Source organism: Streptomyces sp. DI166, assembly GCF_900091315.1.
Taxonomy (GTDB): Bacteria; Actinomycetota; Actinomycetes; order Streptomycetales; family Streptomycetaceae; genus Streptomyces; species Streptomyces fuscus.
In genome coordinates, this window is the sequence record NZ_FLSP01000078.1 from 1 (window position 1) to 25,444 (window position 25,444).

23 protein-coding genes are annotated in these 25,444 nt (G+C 71.2%); 12 read left to right on the forward strand and 11 right to left on the reverse strand.

Annotated features, from left to right (window positions below; all coding sequences use genetic code 11):
• Nucleotides 1-96 precede the first annotated feature (96 nt).
• Complete coding sequence (locus tag GA0115233_RS29945; RefSeq protein ID WP_176711992.1) at nt 97-537, forward strand: hypothetical protein; 441 nt, start codon at nt 97-99, stop codon at nt 535-537.
• A gap of 16 nt (nt 538-553) precedes the next feature.
• On the opposite strand, the gene GA0115233_RS29950 is transcribed toward GA0115233_RS29945, so the two are convergent.
• The 3 genes from GA0115233_RS29950 to GA0115233_RS29960 all read right to left on the reverse strand — a co-directional run bounded on the left by GA0115233_RS29950 (nt 554) and on the right by GA0115233_RS29960 (nt 3,028).
• On the reverse strand, nt 554-1,072 hold the full coding sequence (locus GA0115233_RS29950; RefSeq protein WP_093723442.1) for a hypothetical protein: 519 nt from the start codon (nt 1,070-1,072) through the stop codon (nt 554-556).
• A 149-nt stretch (nt 1,073-1,221) separates the two neighbouring features.
• Nucleotides 1,222-1,965, reverse strand: a complete 744-nt coding sequence (locus GA0115233_RS29955) for a hypothetical protein (RefSeq protein ID WP_255310402.1) — start codon at nt 1,963-1,965, stop codon at nt 1,222-1,224.
• A 415-nt stretch (nt 1,966-2,380) separates the two neighbouring features.
• Nucleotides 2,381-3,028: a GNAT family N-acetyltransferase gene (locus GA0115233_RS29960; protein ID WP_093723444.1), complete on the reverse strand. Its 648-nt coding sequence runs from the start codon at nt 3,026-3,028 to the stop codon at nt 2,381-2,383.
• A 209-nt stretch (nt 3,029-3,237) separates the two neighbouring features.
• Between GA0115233_RS29960 and GA0115233_RS29965 the strand changes: the two genes are divergently transcribed.
• A complete protein-coding gene (locus tag GA0115233_RS29965; RefSeq protein WP_093723445.1) occupies nt 3,238-4,263 on the forward strand; it encodes a LacI family DNA-binding transcriptional regulator in 1,026 nt (341 codons plus the stop codon).
• A 72-nt stretch (nt 4,264-4,335) separates the two neighbouring features.
• Here the strand turns inward: GA0115233_RS29965 and GA0115233_RS29970 are convergent, their stop codons facing one another.
• Entirely contained in the window at nt 4,336-7,116 is a 2,781-nt protein-coding gene (locus tag GA0115233_RS29970) for a glycosyl hydrolase (protein WP_093723446.1), read from the reverse strand.
• A gap of 273 nt (nt 7,117-7,389) precedes the next feature.
• On the opposite strand from GA0115233_RS29970, the gene GA0115233_RS29975 reads away from it, so the two are divergent.
• The 4 genes from GA0115233_RS29975 (at nt 7,390) to GA0115233_RS29990 (ending at nt 12,126) form a co-directional block, all read left to right on the forward strand.
• Nucleotides 7,390-8,688 (forward strand): ABC transporter substrate-binding protein, encoded by a 1,299-nt coding sequence (locus GA0115233_RS29975; protein ID WP_093723447.1) that lies wholly within the window; start codon nt 7,390-7,392, stop codon nt 8,686-8,688.
• A 109-nt stretch (nt 8,689-8,797) separates the two neighbouring features.
• The gene (locus tag GA0115233_RS29980) at nt 8,798-9,745 is read left to right on the forward strand and encodes a carbohydrate ABC transporter permease (RefSeq protein WP_093723448.1); all 948 of its coding nucleotides are present in this window, start codon (nt 8,798-8,800) and stop codon (nt 9,743-9,745) included.
• The gene (locus GA0115233_RS29985) at nt 9,742-10,644 is read left to right on the forward strand and encodes a carbohydrate ABC transporter permease (RefSeq protein WP_093723449.1); all 903 of its coding nucleotides are present in this window, start codon (nt 9,742-9,744) and stop codon (nt 10,642-10,644) included. The genes GA0115233_RS29980 and GA0115233_RS29985 overlap by 4 nt, the downstream gene beginning before the upstream one ends.
• Nucleotides 10,645-10,707: 63 nt before the next feature.
• Nucleotides 10,708-12,126: a GH1 family beta-glucosidase gene (locus tag GA0115233_RS29990; protein WP_093723450.1), complete on the forward strand. Its 1,419-nt coding sequence runs from the start codon at nt 10,708-10,710 to the stop codon at nt 12,124-12,126.
• Here GA0115233_RS29990 and GA0115233_RS29995 read toward each other — a convergent pair.
• A complete protein-coding gene (locus tag GA0115233_RS29995; RefSeq protein WP_093723451.1) occupies nt 12,113-13,345 on the reverse strand; it encodes a PP2C family protein-serine/threonine phosphatase in 1,233 nt (410 codons plus the stop codon). The two genes, GA0115233_RS29990 and GA0115233_RS29995, sit on opposite strands and share 14 nt — an antisense overlap.
• A 230-nt stretch (nt 13,346-13,575) precedes the next feature.
• Between GA0115233_RS29995 and GA0115233_RS30000 the strand changes: the two genes are divergently transcribed.
• The 3 genes from GA0115233_RS30000 (at nt 13,576) to GA0115233_RS30010 (ending at nt 16,981) form a co-directional block, all read left to right on the forward strand.
• Nucleotides 13,576-15,597, forward strand: coding sequence for a sensor histidine kinase (locus GA0115233_RS30000; RefSeq protein ID WP_093723452.1), 2,022 nt, complete (start codon nt 13,576-13,578; stop codon nt 15,595-15,597).
• Entirely contained in the window at nt 15,594-16,013 is a 420-nt protein-coding gene (locus tag GA0115233_RS30005) for a roadblock/LC7 domain-containing protein (RefSeq protein ID WP_093723453.1), read from the forward strand. The genes GA0115233_RS30000 and GA0115233_RS30005 overlap by 4 nt, the downstream gene beginning before the upstream one ends.
• Before the next feature lie 290 nt (nt 16,014-16,303).
• A complete protein-coding gene (locus GA0115233_RS30010; protein WP_093723454.1) occupies nt 16,304-16,981 on the forward strand; it encodes a CBS domain-containing protein in 678 nt (225 codons plus the stop codon).
• A gap of 76 nt (nt 16,982-17,057) precedes the next feature.
• On the opposite strand, the gene GA0115233_RS30015 is transcribed toward GA0115233_RS30010, so the two are convergent.
• Nucleotides 17,058-17,723, reverse strand: a complete 666-nt coding sequence (locus tag GA0115233_RS30015; protein ID WP_093723455.1) for a response regulator — start codon at nt 17,721-17,723, stop codon at nt 17,058-17,060.
• Nucleotides 17,720-18,673 carry a HAMP domain-containing sensor histidine kinase gene (locus GA0115233_RS30020; RefSeq protein ID WP_093723456.1) on the reverse strand — a complete coding sequence of 318 codons (954 nt, stop codon included), beginning with the start codon at nt 18,671-18,673 and terminating at the stop codon, nt 17,720-17,722. The genes GA0115233_RS30015 and GA0115233_RS30020 overlap by 4 nt, the downstream gene beginning before the upstream one ends.
• Before the next feature lie 372 nt (nt 18,674-19,045).
• Between GA0115233_RS30020 and GA0115233_RS30025 the strand changes: the two genes are divergently transcribed.
• The 3 genes from GA0115233_RS30025 to GA0115233_RS30035 are packed head-to-tail and all read left to right on the forward strand — an operon-like array spanning nt 19,046 to nt 20,563.
• The gene (locus tag GA0115233_RS30025) at nt 19,046-19,372 is read left to right on the forward strand and encodes a TraR/DksA family transcriptional regulator (RefSeq protein ID WP_093723457.1); all 327 of its coding nucleotides are present in this window, start codon (nt 19,046-19,048) and stop codon (nt 19,370-19,372) included.
• 49 nt (nt 19,373-19,421) lie between these two features.
• The gene (locus GA0115233_RS30030) at nt 19,422-19,775 is read left to right on the forward strand and encodes a TraR/DksA family transcriptional regulator (RefSeq protein WP_093723458.1); all 354 of its coding nucleotides are present in this window, start codon (nt 19,422-19,424) and stop codon (nt 19,773-19,775) included.
• Entirely contained in the window at nt 19,772-20,563 is a 792-nt protein-coding gene (locus GA0115233_RS30035; protein ID WP_093723459.1) for a rod shape-determining protein, read from the forward strand. The genes GA0115233_RS30030 and GA0115233_RS30035 overlap by 4 nt, the downstream gene beginning before the upstream one ends.
• Here GA0115233_RS30035 and GA0115233_RS30040 read toward each other — a convergent pair.
• The 4 genes from GA0115233_RS30040 to GA0115233_RS30055 all read right to left on the reverse strand — a co-directional run bounded on the left by GA0115233_RS30040 (nt 20,560) and on the right by GA0115233_RS30055 (nt 25,417).
• Nucleotides 20,560-22,176 carry an alpha/beta fold hydrolase gene (locus GA0115233_RS30040; RefSeq protein WP_093723460.1) on the reverse strand — a complete coding sequence of 539 codons (1,617 nt, stop codon included), beginning with the start codon at nt 22,174-22,176 and terminating at the stop codon, nt 20,560-20,562. The genes GA0115233_RS30035 and GA0115233_RS30040 overlap by 4 nt on opposite strands.
• Before the next feature lie 14 nt (nt 22,177-22,190).
• Nucleotides 22,191-23,468, reverse strand: coding sequence for an alpha/beta fold hydrolase (locus GA0115233_RS30045; RefSeq protein ID WP_255310403.1), 1,278 nt, complete (start codon nt 23,466-23,468; stop codon nt 22,191-22,193).
• Nucleotides 23,469-23,952: 484 nt separating this feature from the next.
• On the reverse strand, nt 23,953-24,528 hold the full coding sequence (locus GA0115233_RS30050; RefSeq protein WP_093723461.1) for a hypothetical protein: 576 nt from the start codon (nt 24,526-24,528) through the stop codon (nt 23,953-23,955).
• A gap of 55 nt (nt 24,529-24,583) precedes the next feature.
• Complete coding sequence (locus GA0115233_RS30055; RefSeq protein WP_093723462.1) at nt 24,584-25,417, reverse strand: PIG-L family deacetylase; 834 nt, start codon at nt 25,415-25,417, stop codon at nt 24,584-24,586.
• Between the last annotated feature and the right edge of the window lie 27 nt (nt 25,418-25,444).

A 25,444-nucleotide genomic window follows, 5' to 3' on the forward strand; every position in this document is an offset into this window, starting at 1 on the left:
AAGCAGGGGGCATAGGGCAGTAGGGCAGTAGGGCAGTTGATACGGGCCGTGGCCGCGCCGCCGCTCCCCCGAACCGGCGGAGTTAGTGTGGCCCCCGTGGACGACAGTGACATCGAGGACCGGATCCTGGCGGACGGGCTTGCCGCCCTCGGCGCGGCGAGCGGGGGCGGCGGGCGGCTGGTCCGAGCCGTGGCGAGGCGGCTGAAGAAGAACGTGCACGAGATCGAACTGCTCGTCCCCCTGCCCTTTCACGAGGCGGTGGAGCGCGTCTTCGGGGTGATCGGCGGTATCGGGCGGGCCGTGGAGCCGATGCCTGTCGGCACCGCCGAGGAGCGGACGGTCCGCGTGGTGACGGGCGGTGGCGTCGGCGGCCTGAATCCCGTGGTGGTGACCGCGCGCGTACTCAAGGCCGACGGCACCGCCTCGCGGGTCCGGCTGCGGGCAGCCGCCAAGGAAGGCCTGATCAAGCAGCGGGCCGGGGAGAAGACCGCCGTCATCGTCGCCGCCCGGTTGCGCGAGGCGACCGGGGCGGCCTGAGCGTCCGGAGCGCGGGTTACTCGCTCTTCTCCTCGACGTACGTCCTGTCGAACCAGTCGATGAAGTCCCGCACGGTACCGATCTTGGCGACCCGGGCGTGCAGGGCCTTCTGGTCGTGCCCGGCCAGGAACCAGCCGCCGGCGACCGGTTCGCCGCAGTCGCAGCCGCACAGGCGGGTGTCGTGCGGGGAGTCGAAGTAGGTGATGGGGTTGCGGGTCGTGTCCACGGGCGGCTGCTTGCCGACGTACGTGTCGTAGACCTCGTCCCCCGGCTTGAGGTACCGGCCCTCGATGGCCTTGCGTCCCCCGGCGACCGGAACCAGTCGGTCGATCTCGATCGCCATGCGCACCTCGCCCTCGAAGGAGAGCAGCGCGTACTTCTCCTTCTCCGCGCGCTCACCGAGCACCCAACAGCCCCGGTTGGCACGGAACAGGGCGTCGTCGCCCATGTTCGGGTCGAAACCGACGTGCTCGCGGCCGAGTTGGTCTTCCTTCGGGTCGACGTAACGCATCCGACCGAGCGTGATGTGGATCATGATCCGCCCCCAATACATCGATAACCAAGGCTCCTTGCCCTGTCGACTATGAGCGATAGTGGCAGACTGTCGAGATACCTTCAACCCCTAGGACCCAAGGGTTGCACGGCTGGGTGATTCTCACGCCATCTTCACCAACTGCCGCCCGCTCACGGGCGCAACGTCACGCCGAACCGTGTCTTCATCCGGTGCAGTTCCCACAGCGAGACCGCCGTCACGGTCAGGGGGCCGCCGAGCGCGGCGCAGATCTTGACCAGGGGCGGACCCGGGGGCAGGCCGTCGCCGATCATGTTGATGACCGCGAACACCCACACGAGAGTCATGGTGAGGACCGGGGCCAGCATCGGGTGGACCTGTGCGCTGTTGAAGGCGCTGCGGGCGGAGTGCACCGACGCGAGGAAGAAGAACGGGAAGCCCCAGACGACCACGACGAGCGAGGCGAGGGCGAGGGCGTACTCCCACCAGTCCCTGCCGTCATCGGCGTTGACCGTCAGTGCCGTCGGGAGGAGCACCGCGCAGATCACGGCCAGCGTGAGCACGTACCAGCCGACCGTCTTCAGCGGAATGCGCAGACGGGAGCGCAGGTGCGGGCGCAGATGCGGGGGCGCGTAGTAGATGAACCCGGTGATGACCAGGGGCGCGGCGATCATCAGCACGAAGGGTGCGATGAGGAGTTGGGCGGCGCTCTGCCACGCCGCGTCCTCCCAGCGGTCCGGGTTCACGTTGTAGGCGAGGATCAGCAGGACGCTGGCGGCGGCGCCGAGCACGGTACGGGCCATCTGCACCCGGTCCGCCGTGCGGTCGATGATCTGGTTGTCGCCCCGCTGCGCGAAGAGCCGCACGGCCGCGCGGTTCGCGGAGCGCAGAATCCAGCCCCAGGGCCCGAAGACCATGAAGGTCAGGCACCCGCCACCGCGCCGGGCGGCGGGCCTGGTGGGCTGCGGGCCGTAGGGGTACGGCTGGTTCGGGATCGGCGTGGGGTAAGGGCCCGGGTACGGCCCCGGGTTCTGCGGCGGCGGCCCGTAGGGGTCACCCTGCGGGGGTCCGTACGGAGCGCCCCAGCCGCCCTGGCCTCCTGGTCCGTTGCCGCCCGGCTGACCTGGACCGGTGCCCGGCCCCCATCCCCCCGTAGCCATGCCGCTCCCCGTTCCCTTCAGCCAGTTGTTGTGCGTGGCCTGTGATGCCAGCGCGCAGTGTAGTTGCCCGGCCGACGCCTTTTGCCCCGTCCCGTGGGGCCCGGTACGGATGTGAAGGTTCTGCGGAGCCGGGCCGTTCCCGCCCGCCCGCGCCTCGGCGGAGCCGGGCCACTCACGCAGGCCCGTGCCTCAGACGACGGGACGACCGCCGTGCCATGCGCTCTTCGAGCCGGGCCCGGCGCTCCGGCCACTCCTCCGCCGTGATGGAGAAGATCGCGGAGTCGCGGAGCCTGCCGTCCTCCCCCGGCACCCAGGAGCGCGACCAGTTGCGCAGTACGCCCTCCAGGCGGGCGCCCGCCGCCTCGATCGCCGCCCTGGAGCGCAGGTTGCGCGCGTCGGTCTTGAGGTCGACGCGCGCCACGTTCCAGGTCTCGAAGGCGTGCCGGAAGAGCAGGTACTTGGCCTCCGTGTTCACGCCCGTGCCCTGGGCCGAAGCCGCGAGCCAGGTGAAGCCGATCTCGATCGCGCACAGGTCCGTGCCGTCCGGCCACGGCCGGGGGTCCCAGTAGGACGTGCAGCCGATCGCCCGTCCCGAGGAGCGGTCCACCTGAGCGTAGGGCGCGAGCTTCCCGGCGGCGGCGCGGGCGAGCTGGGCGTCGATGTACGCACCGACCTCGTCGGCCCTCGGCACCCAGGTGAACCGGTAGGAGCCGCGGTCCTCCTCCGCGGCCAGGGCCAGGTCGGCCGTGTGCCGGTGCTCCAGGGGCTCCAGCCGCACCCGCGTGCCTTCGAGTACCGGTCCCCGAAGTACGAAGCTCATCGATCCCCCATCACGCGCGGCCGCACTGATCATGTTCCTGGCCGTAGCGTTCCAGGGCCGGCGTCCCCTGTCGCGCGAATTAAGGGCCTGCGTCGCACAGGCGGAGGGCCCCTGCTGGGAGCGCTCTCACACCGCCGCATTCTGCCGATATCCTGGAACAGTCCGCATCGCCGTCGATACGAAACGTGCCCAGTCGAGGAGTGCCCGCCTTGCCCGACCCGATCACGGGGCCCCGCCCCACTCTGGAAGCCGTCGCTGCCCGCGCCGGTGTCTCCCGGGCTACTGCGTCGCGCGTGGTCAACGGGGGTGCGGGGGTGCGCGCCCCGCTGGTGGACAAGGTGCGCCGGGCGGTCGAGGAGCTGGGCTATGTGCCCAATCACGCGGCCCGGACCCTGGTCACTCGGCGCAACGGCGCGGTCGCCGTCATCATCGCCGAGCCGGAGTTCCGGATCTTCTCCGACCCGTTCTTCGCCCAGCAGGTGCGCGGCATCAGCCGTGAGCTGACGGCGAACGACTCCCAGCTCGTGCTGCTGTGGGTCGAGGGGCGCGGCGACCACGACCGGATCGCCCGCTATCTCGGCGGCGGCCATGTCGACGGGGCGCTCGCCTTCTCCGTGCACAACGACGACGAGCTGCCCGCGCTGATCGAGAAGTCCCGCATTCCCACCGTGTTCGGTGGCCGGCCGGTCGAGGAGCGGAGCCTCGCGGCCCCGTACGTGGACTGCGACAACCGCGGCGGGGCCCGGCAGGCGGTCCAGCACCTGGTGTCGCAGGGGCGGCGCAGGATCGCGCACATCGCCGGGCCGCCCGATCTGACAGCCGCCATAGACCGGGTCGACGGCTACCGGGACGTGCTGATCGACGCCGACCCCTCGATGGTCTGCCAGGGCGACTTCACCGAGAAGGGCGGCGCCCTGGCGATGGCCGAGCTGCTGGAGCGGCACCCGGACCTCGACGCGGTGTTCGCCGCCAACGACCTGACGGCCCTGGGCGCCCTGCGCACACTGCGGGAGCGCGGGGTGCGCGTGCCCGAGGACGTGGCCGTGGTCGGCTTCGACGACATGGCGTCGGTGGTCGAGCAGGCCGACCCGGCGCTGACCACGGTCCACCAGGACATCGAGGGCATGGGCCGGCTGATGGTGAAGCTGCTGATGCGGCTGCTGGACGAGACCGGCGGCCCGGCTCCCGCCTCCGTCATCACGCCGACCTCGCTGATCCACCGAGCGTCCGCCTGACGCGCACGGGCGCGACGGGCGCCGGCTCGATGGCCGGTGCCCGCCGCGCCGTGTCAGGCGGTCAGGACGGGGTCAGTCGAAGGGGATCACCAGGACGGAGTTCTCCGTACCGGTCTGGATCCTGGAAGTGCCGTTGCCGATGGCGCTCCACACCTCCAGCCGTACCGTGCCGTTCTTCATGTTGCCGAGGCTGCCGCCGGCGGACTTCAGACCTCGGGTCTGGTTGTACTGCTCCCATCCCGGCACCGGGTCGGTGGCGAAATAGTGGTAGGTCTCCGTGCGGTCGTAGGTGCCGTCGCCGGTGAGGTCGTAGCTGACCCGCACCTGCTGGCCGAGGCCCACCGTGGTGCCGGCGTCGACCTGGAACTTGAACTTGGTCGAGGCGCCCGGGGTGAGGGTGCCGTTGACGCCGCGGGCGATGTAGACGAGCGGCTGGTTCGGGGTGCCGTCGTGGTTGGCGCCCCCGGCGGAGGCGATGGTGTCGCTGCCCGCCGTGCCGTCGGTGGCCGTGGTGAGCCTGCCGCCGGAGCGCAGCTCGAAGGTGTTGCCGGTCGGCTCCGGATCCGGGTCCGGGTCCGGCTCCCCGCTGTCGTCCCCGGTTCCGGACGCGGTCGAACGGGCCGGCACGGACAGGGTCTTGCCGTCCGAGAAGGTCACCGTGCGTAGGCTGGAGGCGTAGTTGTGGGCGACGTAGGTGCGGGTGGTGCCGTTGCTGAAGACGGCGGAGGAGGGGACGTCACCGGTCACGGTCGGGTCGGGTGCGCCGAGCGCGCCGAAGGTCTCGATCCAGTGGTAGGTGTGCGCCTTGGACTCGCCGGCCTCCGGGGTGTAGGAGCCGTGGCCCCCGTCCCACTTGGCCTTGGCCGTCGAGGGGTTCGTGAACGACTCGAACTCCCAGAGGATGTCGCGCCATTCCTGGGCCGGTCCGCCGTTCTCCCGTTCCATCTCCGCCAAGTTCCGCCGGATGGCCGCCTTTTCGCCACCCAGGTGCAGGGAACCGCCGGTCACCGGCAGGACGTTGATGCCGTGGATCTCCTCGGGGTTGGCCGTCCACCAGGTGGCGTAGGCGCCGCCGCTGCCCCAGACCATGCCGACGGTGTCGTGGCCGAAGGAGGACGGGAAGACCTGCTCGTCGGCGTCGAACCAGTACTGGGCGATGGCCTCGGCCTCGGTGGTGAGCAGATAGCTGCCGAGGTCGCGCAGGCGCGCGTCACCGGTCGCGGAGCCCCACAGCACGAGGGCCGCGCTGAGGTTGGTGGACTCCGAGGAGGACTCCTGGTTGTTGCCGGCGGCGAAGCCCTGGTGGCCCGAGGCCCAGCTGTGACCGGCGTAGACGTCGAAGCCGCGCAGGAAGGGGAAGGAGCTGTCACCGCGGCTGGGGTTGGAGGCGTCGCGGATCAGGGTCTTGACCATGCCGCCCCAGGCGGAGTCGGCGGCCCAGGAGGAGTCGTACTGGGCGACGATCGCGGCCGCGTAGACGTAGTAGCCGTAGTGGAAGTGGTGGTCGTTGAGCTCGGCGTCGCTGCCGTAGGAGGCGGGGTAGCCGATCAGCGTCTTCCAGGCCTTGTCGTAGGAGAACTCATTGGCGCCGCCCGCGGTGAACCACTGCTCCAGGCGGCCCTTGAGGAGGTTGATCATCTTGTCGCGGATCGCGCCCTCGCCGATCTGGTCGGCGAGCGGCACCAGCTGGGCGAGCTTGCCGAGCGCCTTGCCGGTCCAGTAGGTGTCGACGGCCCCGGAGAAGGGGTCCGAGGAGTTCGCGACGTCGTTGAGGTAGGTGCGCAGGCGTGCGGTGTCGACGGCGTCCGTCCTGGGCAGGCCGGGCAGCACCGGGGAGGCCTTCTGCGACGTGGTGAACGTGGTGCCCTCGCGGACCTTCATGGTGCCTCGTGGCGAGACGTAGGTGTACGAGGTGAGCGCGTCCTGGGTGTGCAGCCACTGGTGCCGGTAGAGGGCCTGGAGCGTACCGCGCTCGCTGCCCTCCTTGGCCTCGGTGGTGAGCTTGTACGTGGCCCGGACGGTGCCGCCGCTGTAGTCCCAGTCCACGGTGGAGCCGGTGACAAAGCTGAAGGCGTACTTGCGGTAGGTGGCGAGTGCGTCGGTGGAGGGCAGGACGGCGACGGAGAAGTAGTCCTTGCCGTTCAGGCCCGCGGTGATGGCGGAGCCGGAGACGTTCCAGTCGCTGCCGCTCGGCGCGAACAGGGCGTAGTGGTGTCCTCCGACGGTGATGCCGAGGACGTTGCCCTGGTCGGCGAAGACGTTCGGTGCGGCGGCTGTGGTGATCCGGGCGTCGCCGCCGGAGCCCTTGGCGTATACGAACGGCAGGCCGTGGCCGATGGTGGTGCGCAGGGTGCGGCTGCCGTCGGACCAGTACGGCGTGACGGTCCAGTCGGACCAGTCGTCGGCCTTGGTGTTGGGCGAGTTCAGCCCGCTGAGCCCGAGGGTCAGGTCGGCCTTGTGGGCGTACTCGTACTGGCGGCCGTCGCCGACGATGCTGGGGGACGTCGGGTAGCCGATCTCCAGGCCGCCGGAGACGGCCTGGTAGGTGAGCGGGTGGCCGTACATCGGCGTGGAGTAGGGGTTGTCTCCGTACCGCTGGAAGGCCAGTGAGGACCACCAGTCGTTGGTGGGTACGGGCTTGTCCTTGGCGGCGTCGGTCACCTTCGGGGTGACCGGCTGGCCGGTGTTGTTGGTGGGGCCGGTGGTACCGGCGGGGCGGGTGTCGGAGTAGCTGCCGGCGCCGACGGGGATCGTGGCGGCGGCTGCCGGGCTCGCCATCGGACCTAGTCCGGTGGCGGCCAGTGCGGCGGCCAGGACCAGCACAGCGGCTGGTCGGGTGCGGGTGGCTGGCATGTTGTGGGGCACCTCATGTCATCACGACGGGTAAGTGGGGTCTCACCGTGTGCGTCCGGAACGTTTCGAGAGCGCTCTCAGATGGCCGGAAACGTACGACCCTTGAAACGTGGACGTCAATAGATGTGACACGGAAGGGAGTTGGACACCGAGTTCAACCCGTTATGCCTTCGACTCTTGACGGATACCCCTTGCGACAGGCACGCTCCACCCGCAGTTTGAGAGCGCTCTCAAAGCGTTCTCGCTCCACCCCGAAGCCAAGGGAGGCTTCTTATGCCCATCGCCCGAGCCGCCAAGAGGCGCGCCGTCAACCTGGGGGCCGTCGTCCTCGCCGGTGCCCTGCTCGCCGCCTGCGGAGGTTCGTCGGACTCGTCCGACAGCGCGGACGGAAAGGTCACGATCACCGTGGACCTCTTCGGTTCCTTCGGATACAAGGAGGCCGGGCTGTACGAGGAGTACGAGAAGCTCAACCCCGGCGTCACCATCAAGCAGACCGACACCGAGGACGAGGCCGACTACTGGAAGTCGCTGCAGACCCGCCTCGCCGGCGGCGGCGGCCTCGCCGATGTCCAGGGCATCGAGGTGGGCCGTATCGCCTCGGTCACCCAGCAGCAGGCCGACAAGTTCGAAGACTTGAAGAAGTACGGCGCCGAGGAGCTCAAGAACGAGTTCGCGGACGCCAAGTGGTCCGCCGCGACCGGCAAGAACGGCGAGGTCCTGGGCCTGGGCACGGACGTCGGCCCCGAGGCCATGTGCTACCGCACCGACCTGTTCAAGAAGGCCGGGCTGCCCACCGACCGCGAGGAACTCGCGCAGAAGTGGTCCACCTGGGACGGTTATGTCGAGCTCGGCAAGCAGTACCTGAAGAAGGCCCCCAAGAAGAGCGCCTGGATCGACTCCGTCGGCAGCCTCTACTCGATCATGATCGGCCAGGAGAAGGAGCGCTACTACAACGCCTCCGGCGACCTGATCTGGGAGACCAACCCCGCTCTGAAGACCGCCTGGGACACCTCCGTGGAGGCCGCGGAGTCCGGGCTGAGCGCCAAGCTCGACCAGTGGTCCCCGCAGTGGAACCAGGCGTTCGCCGCCGGCTCCTTCGCCACCATCCCCTGCCCCGCCTGGATGCTCGGCTACATCAAGGGCCAGGCCGGTGACGCGGGCAAGGGCACCTGGGACATCGCCAAGCTGCCCGGTGGCGCCGGCAACTGGGGCGGCTCCTACCTGGCCGTCCCCAAGGCCGCCAAGAACAAGGAAGCCGCCTACAAGCTGATCAAGTGGCTGACCGCGCCCGAGCAGCAGGCCAAGCTCTTTGAGAAGCAGGGCAACTTCCCGTCCGCCACCGGCGCCATCGACAAGGTCGCCGACGCCAAGGACCCGTACTTCAACGACGCCCCGATCGGCCAGATCTTCGGTGACGCCGCGAAGGCCGCCCCGGTCCAGGTCCTCGGCATCCACGACCAGAACGTGGCCCAGCAGATCACCAACGCGCTGAGCGAGGTCGAGCGCAAGGGCACCGACCCCGACAAGGCATGGTCCAACGCCAAGAAGGGCGTCGAGAACACCATCGGCTGACGCCTCCCACCGGGGCCGGTCCCCGCGCGAGCCACCCCGCGCGCGGACCGGCCCCGGGCCCGACCCGCCCCCACTGGCACCCGGCACCGACACCTCGAAGGGCCGCACCGTGACCCTCACCGCATCCGCGAAGCCGATCTCGCCGTCCCGGCCGCCCGCCGTGCGGCGTGCTTGGCAGAAGTTCTCGCCCTACGCCTACATCGCTCCGTTCTTCACCCTGTTCGCCGCCTTCGGTCTCTTCCCGCTGATCTACACGGCGTTCGTGTCGCTGTACCGGGTCGAACTGCAGACCCCGGGCGACATGGAGTGGCGCGGCCTGGACAACTACACCGCCCTGCTCAGCGACGACTTCTTCTGGACGTCGCTGCGCAACACGTTCACCATCGGTGTGATCTCCACCGTGCCGCAGCTCGTCATGGCTCTCGGGCTCGCGCATCTGCTCAACTACAAGCTGCGCGGCCGTACCTTCCTGCGCACGGCCATGCTGCTGCCGTACGCGACGTCCGTGGCCGCCGCCACCCTGGTCTTCGCCCAGCTCTTCGGCCGTGACTTCGGCCTGATCAACTACGTCCTCGGGCTCGTCGGTATCGACCCGGTGGACTGGCAGACCGGCACCGTCGCCTCCCAGATCGCCGTCTCCACCATCGTCATCTGGCGCTGGACCGGCTACAACGCCCTGATCTACCTCGCCGGCATGCAGTCCATCCCGGGCGAGCTGTACGAGGCCGCCGAGATGGACGGCGCATCGAAGTGGCGGCAGTTCTTCCATGTCACGCTGCCCGGACTGCGGCCGACGATCGTGTTCACGGTCATCGTCTCCACCATCGGCGCCACTCAACTCTTCGGTGAGCCCCTGCTGTTCGAGGGCTCGGTCTCCGGCGGCATCTCGCACCAGTACCAGACGCTCGGGCTGTACATGTACGAGCAGGGCTGGGGCTTCTTCCACCTGGGCCGGGCCGCCGCCATCGCCTGGGTGATGTTCCTGCTCATCCTGGTGCTCGTCGGGGTCAACACCCTGATCGCGCGCCGCCGTATCCGCAAGGAGGCCGGCCGATGACCGCGCTCGCCGACCCGCCGGTCAAGCAGCCCACCGCCGACGGCTCCACCCCGGCCAAACGCCGCCGCTCCCGGGCGGGACGCACCAACCACGGCGGGCCCCTCGCCTACGCCGTCCTGATCGTGGCCGTACTGATCTCCGCGTTCCCCTTCTACTGGACGATCGTCGCCGCGAGCCGCTCCAACGCCGACCTGGCGAAGGTGCCGCCGACCCTGCTGCCCGGCCCCAACCTGATGCGCAACTTCGAGGCGGTGATGGAGGAGGCGGAGATCGGTAAGGCGCTGCTGAACTCCTTCATCGTCTCCGGGTCGATCACCGTCGGCACCGTGCTGTGCTCCACGCTCGCCGGTTTCGCCTTCGCCAAGCTCAAGTTCAAGGGCCGCAACGCGCTGCTCGCCCTCACCATCGGCACCATGATGATCCCGCCGCAGCTGGGTGTGATCCCGCTGTTCATGCTGATCGCCGAACTCCAGTGGGTGAACCAGCTCCAGGCGGTGATCCTGCCGGGGCTCGTCTCCGCCTTCGGTGTGTTCTTCATGCGGCAGTACCTCGTGCAGTCCCTGCCGGACGAGCTGATCGAGGCCGCCCGCGTGGACGGCGCGTCCACCGCCCGTATCTTCTGGTCGATCGTGGTGCCCATCGCCCGGCCCGGTATGGCCGTGCTCGGCCTGCTGACCTTCATGGCCGCCTGGAACGACTTCTTCTGGCCGATCGTCGCGCTGACCTCCTCGGAGCCGACCGTCCAGGTCGCCCTGCGCCAGCTCGGCGGCGGATACGTCCACGACCAGTCCGTGATCATGGCCGGCACCCTGCTCGGCACCCTGCCCGTGCTGCTCGTCTTCGGCCTGCTGGGCCGTCAGATCGTCGGCGGCATCATGCAGGGCGCGGTCAAGGGCTGACCCCGCGGCACCCGCATCCGCCCGTTCCGGCACCACCGTCTCACTCCTGGGAGTCCCAACCTCATGACCGCGCTCGACACCCGCCCCGACGCCATCACGCACCGCTTCCCGCCGGACTTCCGGTGGGGCACGGCCACGGCGGCGTACCAGATCGAGGGAGCCGCAGCCGAGGACGGCCGCACCCCGTCGATCTGGGACACCTTCAGCCGTACCCCGGGCAAGGTGCGCAACGGCGACACGGGGGACATCGCCGCCGACCACTACCACCGCGTGAGCGAGGACATCGCGCTGATGCGGCGGCTCGGTGTCACCGACTATCGCTTCTCGATCGCCTGGCCGCGGGTGCAGCCGACCGGCCGCGGGCCCGCGGTGCAGAAGGGGCTGGACTTCTACCGCAGGCTGGTCGACGAGCTGCTGGAGGCCGGCATCCGCCCGGTGGCCACGCTCTACCACTGGGACCTGCCGCAGGAGCTGGAGGACGCGGGCGGCTGGCCGCACCGCGAGACGGCGTACCGCTTCGGCGAGTACGCGCAGATCATGGCCGACGCGCTCGGCGACCGGGTGGCCACCTGGACCACGCTCAACGAGCCCTGGTGCGCGGCCTTCCTCGGCTACGGCAACGGCGTGCACGCCCCCGGCCGTACGTCCAACCTCGCCTCCCTGCGCGCCGCGCACCACTTCAACCTGGGCCACGGGCTCGCGGTGCAGGCCCTGCGCACCACGCTGGGCACCCGCTCGGAGATCTCCCTCACCCTGAACCTGCACGCGGTGCGGCCCGACTCGCAGGACCCCGCCGATGTGGACGCCGCCCGGCGCATCGACGCGGTCGGCAACCGGGTCTTCCTCGACCCGGTCTTCCGCGGCGCCCTGCCGCAGGACCTGATCGAGGACACGGCCGCGGTCACCGACTGGTCCTTCGTGCAGGACGGCGACCTTCAGATCGCCTCCACCCGCATCGACTCCCTCGGCATCAACTACTACTCCCCCTCCCTGGTCGCCGCGGTCGCCCCGGAGGCCGTGGTGCCGTTCACCGAGCCGTCCCCGTGGGCGGGCGCGGAGCAGTACGTGCGGTTCCTGCCCGCACCCGGTCCGCGTACGGCGATGGACTGGCCGATCGACGCGGACGCGCTGCACGAGCTGCTGCTGCGGCTGCGGGACGACCTGCCGGGCACCCCGCTGGTGATCACCGAGAACGGCGCGGCGTACGACGACTACGCCGACCCGCAGGGCGAGGTGAAGGACCCCGAGCGGGTGGCCTACCTGCACGCCCACCTGGCCGCCGTGCACCGGGCCATCGAGGACGGGGCGGACGTGCGGGGCTACTTCCTGTGGTCGCTGCTGGACAACTTCGAGTGGGCCTACGGCTACAGCAAGCGGTTCGGCATCGTGCACGTGGACTTCGCGACCCAGCGGCGCACCTTCAAGGACAGCGCCCGCTGGTACGCGGAGGTCATCGCCCGCGGCGGTCTCACAGCCGAATGACGATCAGCGCGGTGTCGTCCGTGTTGCCCTGAGGCGGCAGGAGGTCCGCCAGGAGGACGTCGGCCAGGGCCTCGGGGTCGAGGTCCCGGTGCCGGGCCAGGGAGTCCGCCAGCCGGGCGAGGCCGACGTCGACGTCCTCGTCGCGGCGCTCGAAGAGACCGTCGGTGTAGAGCACCAGTACGGTGCCGTCGGCGAACGGGGCGCTGGCCTGGAGCCGGGGGATGTGCTCGGGGCGGGCGCCGAGCGGGGGGTCGGTGGCCTGGTCGAGGAAGACCACCGAGCCGTCGGGGCGCAGCAGCGCCGGCGGGGGGTGTCCGGCGCAGCTGTAGATGATGGTGCGGTCGTCCCAGTCGACGAAGGCCGTGGCGACGGTGGTGGACTCGGCGCCCTCGACGGAGCGGGCGTACAGGCCGAGGGCGTCCAGTGCCTCGGCCGGGCCGTCCGCGACCCGGCAGGCCGCGCTCAGGGCGCTGCGCAGCTGGCCCATGGCGCAGGCGGCGACCAGTCCGTGGCCGACGACGTCCCCGACGGCGACCGCGAGGGATCCGTCGGGGAGGTCGACCAGGTCGTACCAGTCGCCGCACACGTTCAGCCCGCCGACGGCGGGCCGGTAGCGTACGGCGGCTCCGTGCGGGCCGGTCGGGCCGGGCGGCGGCAGCATGGCGTCCTGGAGGGCGAGCGCGACCTCGCGTTCGTGGGCGTGCGCCCTGCGGAGCCGCTCGTTGACCTCCTGGAGCTCACGGGCCCGGGTGTACAGCTCGGCCTCCAGCACGCGCGAGCGGGTGTCGCTGCCGCCGTCGCCGCCGAACGCCCGGATCAGGTCGGTGACTTCCTCGACCCGGTGCACGAGCAGCACCACGCGCCCGTCCTTGTCGACTACGGGGGCGTTGACCGGGCTCCAGTAGTGCTCGTGCCAGTGGCCCGGCCGGTCGGCGTCCTCGATGTCGTAGCGCAGCAGCGCCATGGTGTCCCGCTGGCCGGTGGCCACCGCCCGTTCCATCGACTCCCGGGTCTCCCGCATGCCGGCCGCCGCGGGCTCGTTCGGGTTCTCGGGGAAGACGTCGAAGATGTAGCGGCCCAGCAGCTGTTCGCGGGTGCGTCCGGCCAGCCGCAGGAAGTCCTCGTTGGCGTCGACGTAGACGAGGTCCGGGGTGAGCAGTGCCACCATGCCCGGCAGGGCATGGAAGACCTCCGCATAGTCGATGTGCGGTTCCGTCATGCACTGCCTGCCTTGGCGCCGACCGTCGGTGAGCTGTTCCAAGATAGGAGTGATCTCGCCACCCGTCCCCGGCAGTACTCCGTTCGAGGGGTGGCGCGTTCACCTGTACGGCCCTCTGCGGCCGTCACAGGGGCCGGGCCGGGGGTGTGAGGGCGGCGCAACCGAAGTTCCCACACGGTCTAACAGGTCGGAAACCGCCCGCCGTCGCGGTCGGTCTAGCTTCATGACGCATGAGGGTGCGGAAGTCGTCACGGCCGGTGATCGGCTGGCGCAGCGTCAGGGGCCGGGTGGCCGTGGTCATCGCGGTCCCGATCTGTCTGCTGCTGGGTGTGGCCGGGTATGCCGTGCACGAGCGGGCCGAGGCGGTGGGCGCGGCGCGGACGACACGCGCCGAGGTCGGTCTCAGCCTGCGGGTGCAGTCCCTGGTCCATCACTTACAGCGCGAACGGGGCCTGACCAACGGCCTGTTGGGCGGGGAGAAGGAGTTCCGGGAGCCGCTCGCCGCGGTGCGCGGGCGAGTTGACGCGGCGCTGCGTGAGATGCGCGACGAGGACGCGGTGAACGGGGTGGTCCAGCGGCGGCTGAAGCGCCTTTCCCAGGTCCGTTCGGCCGCCGACGCGGGGAAGGCCGATCCGGGCGCGACCCTGACCTTCTACACCGACGCCGTCGAGGCACTCAACGCCGTCGATCCGGCGGCGCGGACCACGGCGGGCGCCGACCGCCAACTGCGCGACGGGCTGGCCGCGTTGCGCGAACTGGCCGCGGCGAAGGAGTCCGTCGCGCTCGAACGCGGCTTCCTCAACGGCGTGTTCGCCCGCGGTGCCTTCCGCGGCGGCGAGTACCTCACCTTCACCGAGGTACGGGCCACCCGCGTCGCCGCCCTCGCCCGCTTCCGGCAGGTCGCCACGGATTCCCAGCGGGCCGCCCTGACGAAGGCCCTCGGGACCGAGAGCGCCGAGCGCGCCACGTCCTTCGAGAAGCGGGCGGAGGCGGCTGCCGACGGCTCGGCGCTGACCGCCGACGCCCGCACCTGGTGGGACGCGATGACCGTACTCGTCGACGATCTGCACGGCGTCCAGCGGTCGCTCGGGGACGACGTACGTCGGCGCGCCGATGCATTGCGCAACGACGCCGAAGCGGAACTGGCGGCGTTCCTCCTCGCCGGAGCGCTCCTGTCCGCTCTCCTCGCCGGTTTCGCGGCCTTCGCCGCCCGCTCCCTGACCCGCCCGCTGGGCGCCCTGGCCGAGGCCGCGCATCATGTGGCACGGCACCGGCTGCCCGAGGCGGTCGCCCGGATCCAGCGCTCGCCGCGCGAACCCGCCGAGCCCCCAAAGGACGTACCGGACGATCTGCTGGGCGGCGCCGAGGAGATCGCCAGGGTCGCCAAGTCCCTGCGCGAGGTGGAGCGGACCGCCCTCCACCTGGCCGCCGAGCAGGCCGGTCTGCGCCGCAACACCACCGAGTCCCTGGCCAACCTCGGCCGCCGCAACCAGAATCTCGTACGCCGCCAACTCGGCCTCATCACCCGTCTGGAGCGCCAGGAACTCGACCCGGACGCCCTCGCCGAGCTGTTCGAACTCGACCACCTGGCCACCCGGATGCGGCGCAACGCCGAGAGTCTGCTCGTCCTCGCCGGGCAGAATCCGCCGCGGCCCACGACGGCACCGGCGAGTGGACTGGAGGTCGTGCAGTCCGCCGTCGCCGAGGTGGAGCAGTACCGGCGGGTCCTGATCACGACGGTGGAGCCGGTGCGGGTGCATGGGCACGCCGTCTCCGACGTGGCCCACCTGCTCGCCGAGCTGATCGAGAACGGGCTGACCTTCTCGCCGCCGACCGAGGCGGTCGAGGTCCACGGCTGGCACGACGACGCGGACGGCGTGTACTGCTTCGCCGTCGTCGACCACGGCGTCGGCATGCCGGAGCCGGACCGCGAGCAGGCCAACGCCCGGCTCGCGGACCACCCCGGCTCGGACGAGGACGCCTTCCTCGCCGCGCCCACCCGGTTCCTCGGCCTGCTGGTCGTCGGCCGGCTCGCGCACCGCCTCGGTGCGGGCACCCAGGTCCACCTCTTCGACACCCCGGGCGGCGGTCTGTCCGCCCTCGTCACCCTCCCCAAGCGCCTCCTCGCCCCCGCGCAGGACGCCGCTGCCCCGTCCCTGCCCGCACGGCCCGCCGTCGCCGCCCTGCTCAACGGCTTCCGAGCAGGTGTCGCCCGCGCGGAGGCCGGCACCGCACAAGGAGCGTCCTCATGACCACCGCCGTCCAGAGCTTCGGCTGGCTCATCTCGGACTTCGTCCGCACGGCGGACGGCGTCACCGACGCCGTCGCCGTCTCCTCCGACGGCCTGCTCATGGCCGCCTCGGACAACCTCGGCCGGGATCGCGCCGACCATCTCGCCGCGATCGTCTCCGGCATCACCAGCCTCGCCCAGAACGCGGCGACGGCCCACGGCTTCCACGGCATGAAGCTCGTCATGATCGAGATGCTGGGCGGCTTCCTCATGGTCGGCCGCATCCGCGACGGCAGCTGCCTCGGCGTCCTCGCGGCGGAGGGGTGCGACGTCGGCCTGGTGGGCTACGAGATGGCCGTCCTCGCCGACCGCGCGGGCGACCTGCTCACGCCGCAACTGGTGCGCGAGCTCCAGTCCGGGGTCGGGCTGCCCGGGTGAGTAGTCACTACTCGTCCTCGCGGCCGGGGCTTGAGGGGAACCGAGCGGGGACCCCGGTGTCGCCGAACAAGACCGCCGCCCCCGCATTCCTGGGCTACGGCACGACGGTTCCAGCGGTTCGCGGGCGATACCTGAGCAATCCGTGCTCGACTGCTGTTACGGCTGGCGAACGGGCCTTACAAGGTCCACACCCCCATTCCGGCTACGTTTGGGGTGGGAGGCCGAGGGAATCACCGAGGCACCACGGGACGCTTCCTTTTACAACGGTGGTGAGAGAAAGGAATGCCTCGATGAACCACCTGAGGGTGCGCGACGTGATGAGCGACGCGGTCGTCCGGGTCCAGGGCGGTACACCGTTCAAGGAAATCGCCCATCTGTTGCAGGAGTACGACATCACCGCGGTTCCCGTGGTGGACGATCAGGACCGCCCGCTGGGCGTGGTGTCCGAGGCCGACCTCCTGCACAAGATGCGCAGTGTGCAGGACGACACCGACACTCCCGAGGCCACGGCACCTCCGGACAAGGCCCGTGCCACCGACGCGGCCGGGCTGATGACCTCCCCACCGCTGTGTGCCCGCGAGGACTGGAGCGTGGTCGAGGCGGCCCGCATGATGGCCGAGCACGGTGTCAAGCGGCTGCTCGTCACCGGCGACGACGGACGCCTCATCGGCGTGGTCAGCCGGAGCGACCTGCTGCGCGTGTTCCTCCGCACGGACCAGGCGATCCGGAGAGAAATCGTTGAGGAGATCCTCGTCAAGGAACTGGGCGAGGCACCCTCGGCCGTGCAGGTGGACGTGACGCATGGCCATGTCGTCCTGACCGGACACCTCTCCTCCCCTGCCGCGGTCCCCGTCCTTGAGGCGCTGTGCCGCAATGTCGACGGTGTGGTGGAGGTGGAGTTCCGCAGCGTCACCGCGGCGGACCCGCACGAACCTCTGGAGCCATCAGCGCCCACCGCGCGCGCCTGAAGGACGCGCGGTCACTCGGGTTTCGCGTCACAGCCCCGGACGCCTCACCGCCGACGGCTCCTCCACGGGGCCGGTCCTACGGTTCGATGAGGCCGACGCGGATCGCGTACCGGGTCAGTTCCAGCCGGTCGCGCAGGCCGAGCTTGTGCAGCAGGTTCTCCCGGTGCCGGTGGACGGTCTTGATGCTGATGAAGAGCATCTCGGCGATCTCCTTGGAGGAGTGGCCCTCCGCGACGAGCTTGAGCACCTCTTCCTCGCGGGGGGTGAGCACCTGGTCGGGGGGCTCCTCGCCGTGGCGTACCCGGTCGAGGTAGCGGCGGATGAGGGCGGTGACCGCGCCCGGGTAGAGGAAGGGCTCCTCGCGCATCGCGGCCCGGCAGGCGGCCACCAGGTCGCGGTCGGCGACGGACTTCAGCACGTAGCCGCTGGCACCGGCCTTGAGCGCCTGGAAGAAGTACTGCTCGTTGTCGTGCATGGTCAGCATCAGCACGCGCAGGTCGGGCTTGAGCGCGATCAGTTCCCGTGTGGCCTGCAGACCGGTCATGCGGGGCATGGCGATGTCCATGACGGCCAGGTCGACGTCATGGGTGCGGGCCAGCGCGATGGCCTCGGCGCCGTCCCCGGCCTCCGCGACGACCTCCAGGTCCGGCTCCCGGTCCAGGATGAGCCGTACACCCCGCCGTACGAGCGCGTGGTCGTCGGCGAGGAGGATGCGGATCACGGACGGGTCGGTTGCTGTCATGACTGCTTCCTGGGGACGGGCACGGCCAGGCGCACCTGCGTTCCGGCCTGTGGCTGTGAGCTGACCTCCAGCGTGGCCCCGATGAGCAGGGCCCGCTCACGCATCCCGCGCATGCCCGCGCCCTCCTTGGCGACTCCGGTTCCCCGGCCGTCGTCGGTGACGGCCAGCACCACCGTGCCGTCGAGGGGCCGCAGGCTGACGTCGACGCGTCCGGCCTCGGCGTGGCGGGCCACGTTGGTCAGGGCCTCCTGGGCCACCCGGTACAGCACGAGTTCGGTCTCCTGGTCGAGTTGGGGCAGGTCGGGGGCGAAGTCGCGCACCACGCGCAGTCCGGTGTGGGTGGCGAACTCGTGGGTCAGCGAGTTCAGGGCGCTGATCAGACCGAGGTCCTCCAGGACGCCGGGGCGCAGGCGGCGTACCAGGCGCCGGACCTCGTCCAGACTCCCCCGGGTGATCTCCTGCGCCTGCTGGAGCTCGCCGCGCAGGGGTTCGTCGGCCTCGTCCGCCGAGCGCTTGAGCGTCAGCAGGATCGCGGTCATGCTCTGGCCGACCTCGTCGTGGAGTTCCTGGGCGATCCGGCGCCGTTCGGCCTCCTGCGCGAGCAGCGCGCGGGCACTGCTGGCCGCGCGCTCGTGCTCCAGCCGCTGGAGCATGGCGTTGAAGGTGCGGATCACCTCGGCGGCCTCGCCCCGGCCGCGTTCGGGCAGCCGCTGGCCCGGGTGCAGCAGGTCGACGGTGGTCATCAGCTTCGTCAGGCGTTCCAGCGGGGCCAGCCCGATGCGCAGCAGGGCGGCGTTGGCGATGAGCATGACGGCGAGGCCGCCCACGAGGATCACCGCCTCGGTGAGCAGGACCGGTACGGAGACGGTCACCGGGGCCCACAGCAGGAGTGCGGTCGCGGCCCCCAGCACAACGGCGTTGAGTGCGAAGATCCGCCAGAACAGGGACACCGCGACGAAGCCTTTCCTTTCCGTGACACGGCCTGTGTCGTTCCATCGGCCGGCGCATGCCCCGGGCACGCACGGTCGCCGCCGCGTACGGCACCGGCCTGTCGCCCAGCCTGCCTCCGCCCCGGCGTCGCGGCCATGGGCACCAATGCCCATTTCCGGCCCTGACCTGCCTACACGGTGCTGGGCCCTTCGGGCGAAAGCAAATGGGTATTGCGCCCGATGGCTTTCCCGGTGCCCCTCGGCGACGGTGGGGTCATGACCCGCCCGCCGTGATCACTCCGGTTCCTCCACCGACTCACCCTGGGCCCGCCGACCGGCGGGCCCCGTTCGCGCGCCGCCCGTCGCGGCGCACCCATGAAAGGCAGGAATGGCATGTCGCTCGATACGTCCCGGACCGAGGCCGCCCCCGAGCGGCTGACGGCGCACGAGGCCCGTCAGCGGCTGGAGCACGAGCGCAATACGCGGCTGGCCCAGCTCCGGGCCATCGACGAGGCCGGACGCGACGCGACGGAGCAGGTGCTGGCCGCGCAGAAGGAGACCGTCGAGCGGGTACTCAAGGAGGTCGAGGCCGCCTTCGCACGCGTCGAGGACGGCACCTACGGCGTCTGCCAGGGCTGCGCCAAGTCCGTCCCGGTGGAGCGGCTGGAGATCCTGCCGTACACGAGGTTCTGCGTGCCCTGCCAGCACACCGCCGGCTGAGCCGCGACCGTCCCGTCCCCGGAAATGTCCGCCCTGCCATAGGGGTGATGTGGTGAACCAGCAGATCATCGGCGACCGCGACACGGCCCTGTCGGCCGAGGACCTCGCCGCGCTGCGCGAGGACCTGCACGAGCAGCGCCTCTTCCGCAGGGAACAGCTCCAGCAGCTCACGGCGGCCCCGGTGCCCGGCGCCGGGGCGCCGCTCGACGAGGTCCGCGCCAAGCTCGCCGCCTCCGCCCGTATGGTCCTCGCCGATGTGGAGGCGGCGCTGGCGCGCATGGACCGTGGCACGTACGGCACCTGCCACCTGTGCCGCGGGCCCATCGACCGGGTGCGGCTGACGATCGTACCGCAGGCCCGCTACTGCGCCCGCTGCCAGCACGTACGGGAGGCCGGGGCATGACCACCGCACTTGGGCGCCGTCCCTGGCCCCTGTACCGCAAGCTGTCAGGGGTCGCCCTCGACCTCGGCAGCGCCCGTACCCGCGCCTGGGTGTCGGGCCGCGGGTCGATACTCGACGCGCCGACCGTGACCGTCCCCGGGGATGGTGCCGTCCATCCCGTGCAGCGCGGCACCATCGTCGACACCCCGGCGGCCGCCCGGATGCTGGACCGGCTGCTCGGCCACCGTCTGCCCCGCTACGGCAGCCGGCTGATCGTCCTGACCGTTCCCGCGCTCGGCGGCCCCGCCTTCCGGGCCTCGGCCCGTACCGCCCTGGAGGCGCTCCGGCCGCACACGCTGCTGACCGTCCCTTCAGCGCGGGCGGTGGCCACGGCGGCCGGTGCCGAGCCGGACCGGCCCCTGCTGGTGGTGGACATCGGCGCCCACCTCACCGAGGTCGTGCTGCTCACCGACGGCGCGGTGACCGACGCCCGCTGTGCCGCCCTGGGCACCGTCGACCTGGGCGGCGACACCCCGGCCACGCGGATCGCCGACGCGGTCGCCACGATGGTGACCGCGATGCTGGAGCAGGACCGCACCTCGCAGACGCTGGACGCCCTCCGGGACGGCGTCCTCCTGGCCGGGGGCGGCGCGCTGCGCCCGGACATCACCCGCCCCCTCACCGACCGGCTGCACGCCCCGGTCCGGCCGGTGGCCGCGCCGCACACGGCGGCGGTGCGCGGCGCGGCCACGCTCCTGCTGTCCGCGCACACGCACCCGTCCACGACCGCTCTCGGCGGCACCCGTTAGGGCGCGATCTCGAACTGCGGTGGCTGGAGTCCCGCCAGGCACCTGGTGTCGGGTGCCGTCGGGCGTTCGAAGAACGACGTGGTGATCGTCTGGGCGCACCGGGAGTCGGCGAACACCACGTGGGCGACGTAGGGCACGGTGACCGTGGTGGCGCGGCTCAGTGTGCGGGCCACGTAGGCGCCGTTGCTCGGCGCCGTCTGGGCGTCGAAGCCGCCGGACAGGGCGAGGGTGGGGATGTCGCTTCGGGTCACGTCCCGGATCCACGGGGGCGCGGGCGGGATGTCCCAGGCGCGGCAGTCGTCGTGCAGCCAGGCCAGCTGGGGGGCGTTGGCCAGCATCGATCGGGGGAAGGTCGGGAAGGCCCGGTGGCCGCCCCGGACGATGTCGGCCCGGCTCTCGTAGGGCGTCCACTGGCTGCAGAAGACGCCGTAGACGAGTCCGTGCGCGACTCTGCCGATGGCCTGCGGGCTGTACTTGCCGCCGGCGAGCTGTTCGGCGATCCGCTGGGGGTTGCCGTGGGCGAGTTCGTCGAGGGAGCGCGGTACGCCTTCCGCCACATGGGTGGCGGAGGTCAGCCAGGTGACCAGGTTGCTGCCGTCGAGGACGACCTCGACGGGCTCGGGCTCGCCGGGGACCGTGACGGTGGTGGTGACCGGGTTGGCCTCCAACTGGCTCACCAGGCGCAGGAAGGTGGACCTGAGGTTCGGGTAGCGGGTGTTGCAGGCGGGCTGTTGCTCGCAGGCCCGGAACAGGCCGTCGAAGCCCTCGCGGGCGGCCTTCCAGGTCACGGCGCCGCCCGCGGTCGACGGGGGCAGGATGCCGTCGATGCCGACCGAGCGGATGCCCTTGGGGTGCAGGCGCATGTAGTTGAGGGCCAGGTGGGTGCCGTAGGAGATGCCGAAGACGTTCCACTTCCTGATGCCGAGGGTGCGGCGCAGGTCGTCGTAGTCGGCGGAGCTCTCGATGTCGTTGTAGGTGCGGCGTTCGGCGCCCGTGCCGTCCACGCGGTGACGGCACTCCCGGGTCGCGGCGACGTGCAGGCGTCCGGTGGCAGGCGCGTTGGAGACCAGGCCGAGGGCGCGGGCGTTGAAGCGGTCGATGTTGGGGCAGGTCAGTTCCGGGTCGGCGGAGTACGTGCCGCGCTGGGACATGAAGATCACGTCGCGGTCGCGGTTGAGGTTGCCCGCCGTCGCCAGCGGGATCTCGGAGACCGCGTCGTCGCCGGGGCCGCCCGCGAACCACACGATCGGGTCGGGGGCGGGTCTGCTGCTCTGCGCGGGCATGATCGCGACGGCGAGGGTGATCGTGCGTCTGCCGTGGCCGGGGTGCGCTCGCGGTTTGTGGGACCTGGAGCGGTCCTCGGGCACGGTGAGGGTGCCGCAGCGGGCGCGGGCGAGGTCGGGGACGGGGTCCGCGGTTCTGGGGCAGGGGCCCGGTTCGAAGCGGGCGTCTCCCACGGTGCGGGCCACCGTGCCGATCGGGTCGTGGGTACGGGGTCCGGCGTGCGCGGGCAGGGCGGCAAGGCCGGTGACGAGGGCGCCGGCCGTGGCCGCGGCCAGGGTTGCCGGGAGTCGGCGCGCGGGGCGCCGGTGCGGGGTGGTGCGTGGGGGCATCGTGGGAACTCCGGTCAGGGGATGATGGTGAACGGCTTGGGCCGGACGCTGGACACGCAGCGGGTGTCGGGTGCGGTCGGCCGGGCGAGGAAGGACCGCAGGACGGAGGCGGCGCAGGGTTCCTGCGGCACCACCCAGTGCGTGATGCCGGGGACCACGACGACGGTCGAGCGGGGCAGCGTACGGGCGGCGAAGGCACCCCATCTCGCGCCGGTCTTCGCGTCGAAGGTGCCGCTGATGATCAGTGCGGGCACTTCGCTGTAGGTGGCGATCCGCTGGACGGCGGTGCGGTCCGGCACGTTCCACACGCGGCACAGGTCGTGTTCGAAGGGCAGTTGGGGTGCGTGGGCGAGCACGGAGTCCGGCCAGCCGGGGAAGGCCCGTCGGCCCGCCTCCAGCAGGTCGCGCTGGGAGAAGCCCGGTGCCCACTCCGCGCACGCCACCGAGTGCGTCAGCCCGTGGGCGAACTCACCGATGGCGGGCGTCGCTCCGGCCGCCTGGGCCCGCGCCAGGCGCTCCGGGTTGCCGGCGGCGAGTTCGTACAGCGCCGCGGGGACGTCGACGGGCCGCACCAGGCTGCCATTGGCGACCAGCAGGTTCACCAGGGTGCCGCCGTCGAGGACGACCTTCACCGGGGTTCCGCCGCCGGGTGGCGGCACGGTGAGGGTGAGCGGGTTGGCCTCCAGCCGTCTGACCTGCTGGGTGAGGGTGCGGGCGAGGTCGGGGTAACGGGCGGCGCAGGCCCGCTGGGCCGCGCACGCGGCGAAGACGGCGTTGATGCCCTCCCGGGCGCTGTCCCAGGCCCAGGGCAGGCTCACGGTCTGGGGCGGTACGACCGAGTCGATGGCCAGCGAGCGGATGCCGCGGGGGTGCTGGCCCAGGTAGGTCAGGCCCAGGTCGGTGCCGTAGGAGTAGCCGTAGACGTTCCACTTCTTGATGCCGAGGGCTCGGCGCAGGGCGGCGAAGTCGGCGGCGTTCTCGGTGGTGTTGTAGGCCGACAGGTCGTTGCCCTCGGCGGTGAGCCGGTCCCGGCACTGCTTGGCGGCGCGCACGAGCCCGCGTCCGGTCGAGGGGGCGTCGTACGGCATGCCCACGGCTGCGGCGTTGAAGCGGTCGATCTCCGGGCAGGCAAGGTTGGGCTGCGCGTGCAGCGTGCCGCGCTGCGACATCACGATGAGCTCACGGTCCCGGTTGACCCCGGAGTCGATGAGGAACGGGATGGCCCCGATGGCGTCGCCGCCGGGCCCGCCCTCCATGAACACCACCGGATCGCCGGTGTGTTTCCTCGACACGGCCGGGATGATCGCGACGGCCAGCCGGATCGTCCTGCCCGTGGGGCGTTCCCGGTTCTCCGGCACTTCCAGGAAACCGCACCGCCCGGGCACCGGATCCGGCGTCGAGGGACACGGTCCGGGCACGAACCGTGCCGGATGCCGCGGCTCGGGCTCGCCGGGAGGCGCTGCCTGTGCGCTGCCCGGCGCCGTCCCGACCGCACCGACCACCCCGAGGCACGCGGCGAGCAACGCCGCCCGGGCCCGTCCTCCCCGTCGGGCCCGCGAAGCACGGGACCCGGGGCCGCTCTCCAGTTCCGCCATTGGCTCTCGTCTCTCTGGCGCCCCCGGACACAAGGGGCCGGGAGACAGCTGGCAGGACTGTGCCCCGCCCATGACCAGCGAGGACACGAACGCCAGCCTCCGACGCCCCCGGATGACCCGCACGACTGAGCTGGGCCACTCGGAGCAACAGGAGCCCGAGCCCGGCCGGTGTGCCGCCCGGTCAGTCCGCGCCGCCCGGACCACCCGGCACGCGAGGTGCTGCCTCGGTGAGCCGGGCGACGGCCTCGTCGAACGCCCGCTGATCTGCCGCATGGTGCCGGGCCCGGCTCCACCAGAATCCGAAGAACTGGCGCTGCACGGGGGTGGTGAGGGCGACAAGCAGCTCCAGCTTGGTCGTCTCCTGCCGCTCCGACAGGAACACGCCGCGGGCGTTGGTCGCGTAGGAGACGGCCAGGTTCTTGTGCCGCTGCAGGGGCCAACTGCCCGCGTACGTGAAGACGTGGTCCACCATCCATCGCGTGGAGTCGTCGAGCTGCTCCAGCCACCGCGCGCGTTCGCCCTTGACCCGCTCCCGCAGGACGGGCGTCCACTCCGGGTCGTCCCGCGGCGTCAGCCGTAGGAGCGTGCAGGCCGCCAGAACTGTCAGCAGGTGGGTGCCGAAGGTGTCCCGGGCGGCATGGGCGTCGCCGATCCGCTTCTTGCGGGCGTCCAGCCGCGGCGTCGCGACCAAGCCGACCGTGATTGCGGTCACCAGGGCGGTGACCGCGGCCACGACGAGGGTCCACACCAGATTCATGGCGCACATGCTCCCGCAACACAAAAGCCGCGAGTGCCCCGCGTCGCCGGCCGGCTCAGCGCAGGCCGGCGAACAGGTCGGTCTCGGGGAGGGGGGCGCCTGTCGTGTCCCGGACGCGGAGGAAGGTCTCCACGCCCATCAGTTCGGCGAACCGTTCCTTGCCCATCCGGAGGAAGAAGATGTTCTCGCCCTGGCTGGCGTGGGCGGCGAGCGCGTCGTACTTCTGGTCGCTGAAGGCGGTGGTGTCGACCCAGGTGGTGATCTCGTCGTCGGGGAGGCCGATCCTGGCCAGCACCTCGGCCTCGGCGGGGTCCGGTTCCGGCATGCCGGGGTCGGCCTCGCGCATGAGCTCGCCGAAGCGGCGCATCTGCGAGCGGGGCATCGTGGTCCAGTACACCTTCGGGTTCAGCCCGGTCAGTTCCAGGGCCGCCATGGTGATGCGGTGGGCCTGGATGTGGTCGGGGTGGCCGTAGAAGCCGTAGTCGTCGTAGGTGACGACCACGTCAGGGCGGTAGTGCTCCATCAGCGCCGCGAGCCGGGTCGCGCCCTCCTCAACGGGGCTCTGCCAGAAGGATCCGGGGGCGTCGTTCGTCGGCCAGCCGTCCATTCCGGAGTCGGCGTAGCCCAGCAGTTCGAGATGGCCGATCTTCAGGACGTCGCAGCTCGCTTCGAGTTCCTGACGGCGCATCAGGGCGACGGCGGCGGGGTCGTGCCCGGGGTCACCCGGTTTGACGCCCCCCGGTCCGTCCCCGCAGCCACCGTCCGTACAGGTCACGAGAACCGTGCGGACGCCTTCCGCCGCGTACCGCGCCAGCACCCCTCCGGTTCCGGTGGCTTCGTCGTCGGGGTGGGCGTGTACCGCCATGAGCGTCAAAGGCCGATCAGTCATGGGACAGTACTTCAGCAGAAAACCCGG

Excerpts from the sequence above, each read along its gene's own strand:
- GA0115233_RS29955 (WP_255310402.1), bottom strand. The coding sequence starts at position 1,965 with ATGGTCTTCGGGCCCTGGGGCTGGATTCTGCGCTCCGCGAACCGCGCG.
- GA0115233_RS30015 (WP_093723455.1), bottom strand. The coding sequence starts at position 17,723 with ATGACAGCAACCGACCCGTCCGTGATCCGCATCCTCCTCGCCGACGAC.
- GA0115233_RS29995 (WP_093723451.1), bottom strand. The coding sequence starts at position 13,345 with ATGACGGAACCGCACATCGACTATGCGGAGGTCTTCCATGCCCTGCCG.
- GA0115233_RS29960 (WP_093723444.1), bottom strand. The coding sequence starts at position 3,028 with ATGAGCTTCGTACTTCGGGGACCGGTACTCGAAGGCACGCGGGTGCGG.
- GA0115233_RS30050 (WP_093723461.1), bottom strand. The coding sequence starts at position 24,528 with ATGAATCTGGTGTGGACCCTCGTCGTGGCCGCGGTCACCGCCCTGGTG.
- GA0115233_RS30055 (WP_093723462.1), bottom strand. The coding sequence starts at position 25,417 with ATGACTGATCGGCCTTTGACGCTCATGGCGGTACACGCCCACCCCGAC.
- GA0115233_RS29970 (WP_093723446.1), bottom strand. The coding sequence starts at position 7,116 with ATGCCAGCCACCCGCACCCGACCAGCCGCTGTGCTGGTCCTGGCCGCC.
- GA0115233_RS29985 (WP_093723449.1), top strand. The coding sequence starts at position 9,742 with ATGACCGCGCTCGCCGACCCGCCGGTCAAGCAGCCCACCGCCGACGGC.
- GA0115233_RS30035 (WP_093723459.1), top strand. The coding sequence starts at position 19,772 with ATGACCACCGCACTTGGGCGCCGTCCCTGGCCCCTGTACCGCAAGCTG.
- GA0115233_RS30040 (WP_093723460.1), bottom strand. The coding sequence starts at position 22,176 with ATGCCCCCACGCACCACCCCGCACCGGCGCCCCGCGCGCCGACTCCCG.
- GA0115233_RS30000 (WP_093723452.1), top strand. The coding sequence starts at position 13,576 with ATGAGGGTGCGGAAGTCGTCACGGCCGGTGATCGGCTGGCGCAGCGTC.
- GA0115233_RS30010 (WP_093723454.1), top strand. The coding sequence starts at position 16,304 with ATGAACCACCTGAGGGTGCGCGACGTGATGAGCGACGCGGTCGTCCGG.
- GA0115233_RS30025 (WP_093723457.1), top strand. The coding sequence starts at position 19,046 with ATGTCGCTCGATACGTCCCGGACCGAGGCCGCCCCCGAGCGGCTGACG.
- GA0115233_RS30005 (WP_093723453.1), top strand. The coding sequence starts at position 15,594 with ATGACCACCGCCGTCCAGAGCTTCGGCTGGCTCATCTCGGACTTCGTC.
- GA0115233_RS29990 (WP_093723450.1), top strand. The coding sequence starts at position 10,708 with ATGACCGCGCTCGACACCCGCCCCGACGCCATCACGCACCGCTTCCCG.
- GA0115233_RS29975 (WP_093723447.1), top strand. The coding sequence starts at position 7,390 with ATGCCCATCGCCCGAGCCGCCAAGAGGCGCGCCGTCAACCTGGGGGCC.
- GA0115233_RS29950 (WP_093723442.1), bottom strand. The coding sequence starts at position 1,072 with ATGATCCACATCACGCTCGGTCGGATGCGTTACGTCGACCCGAAGGAA.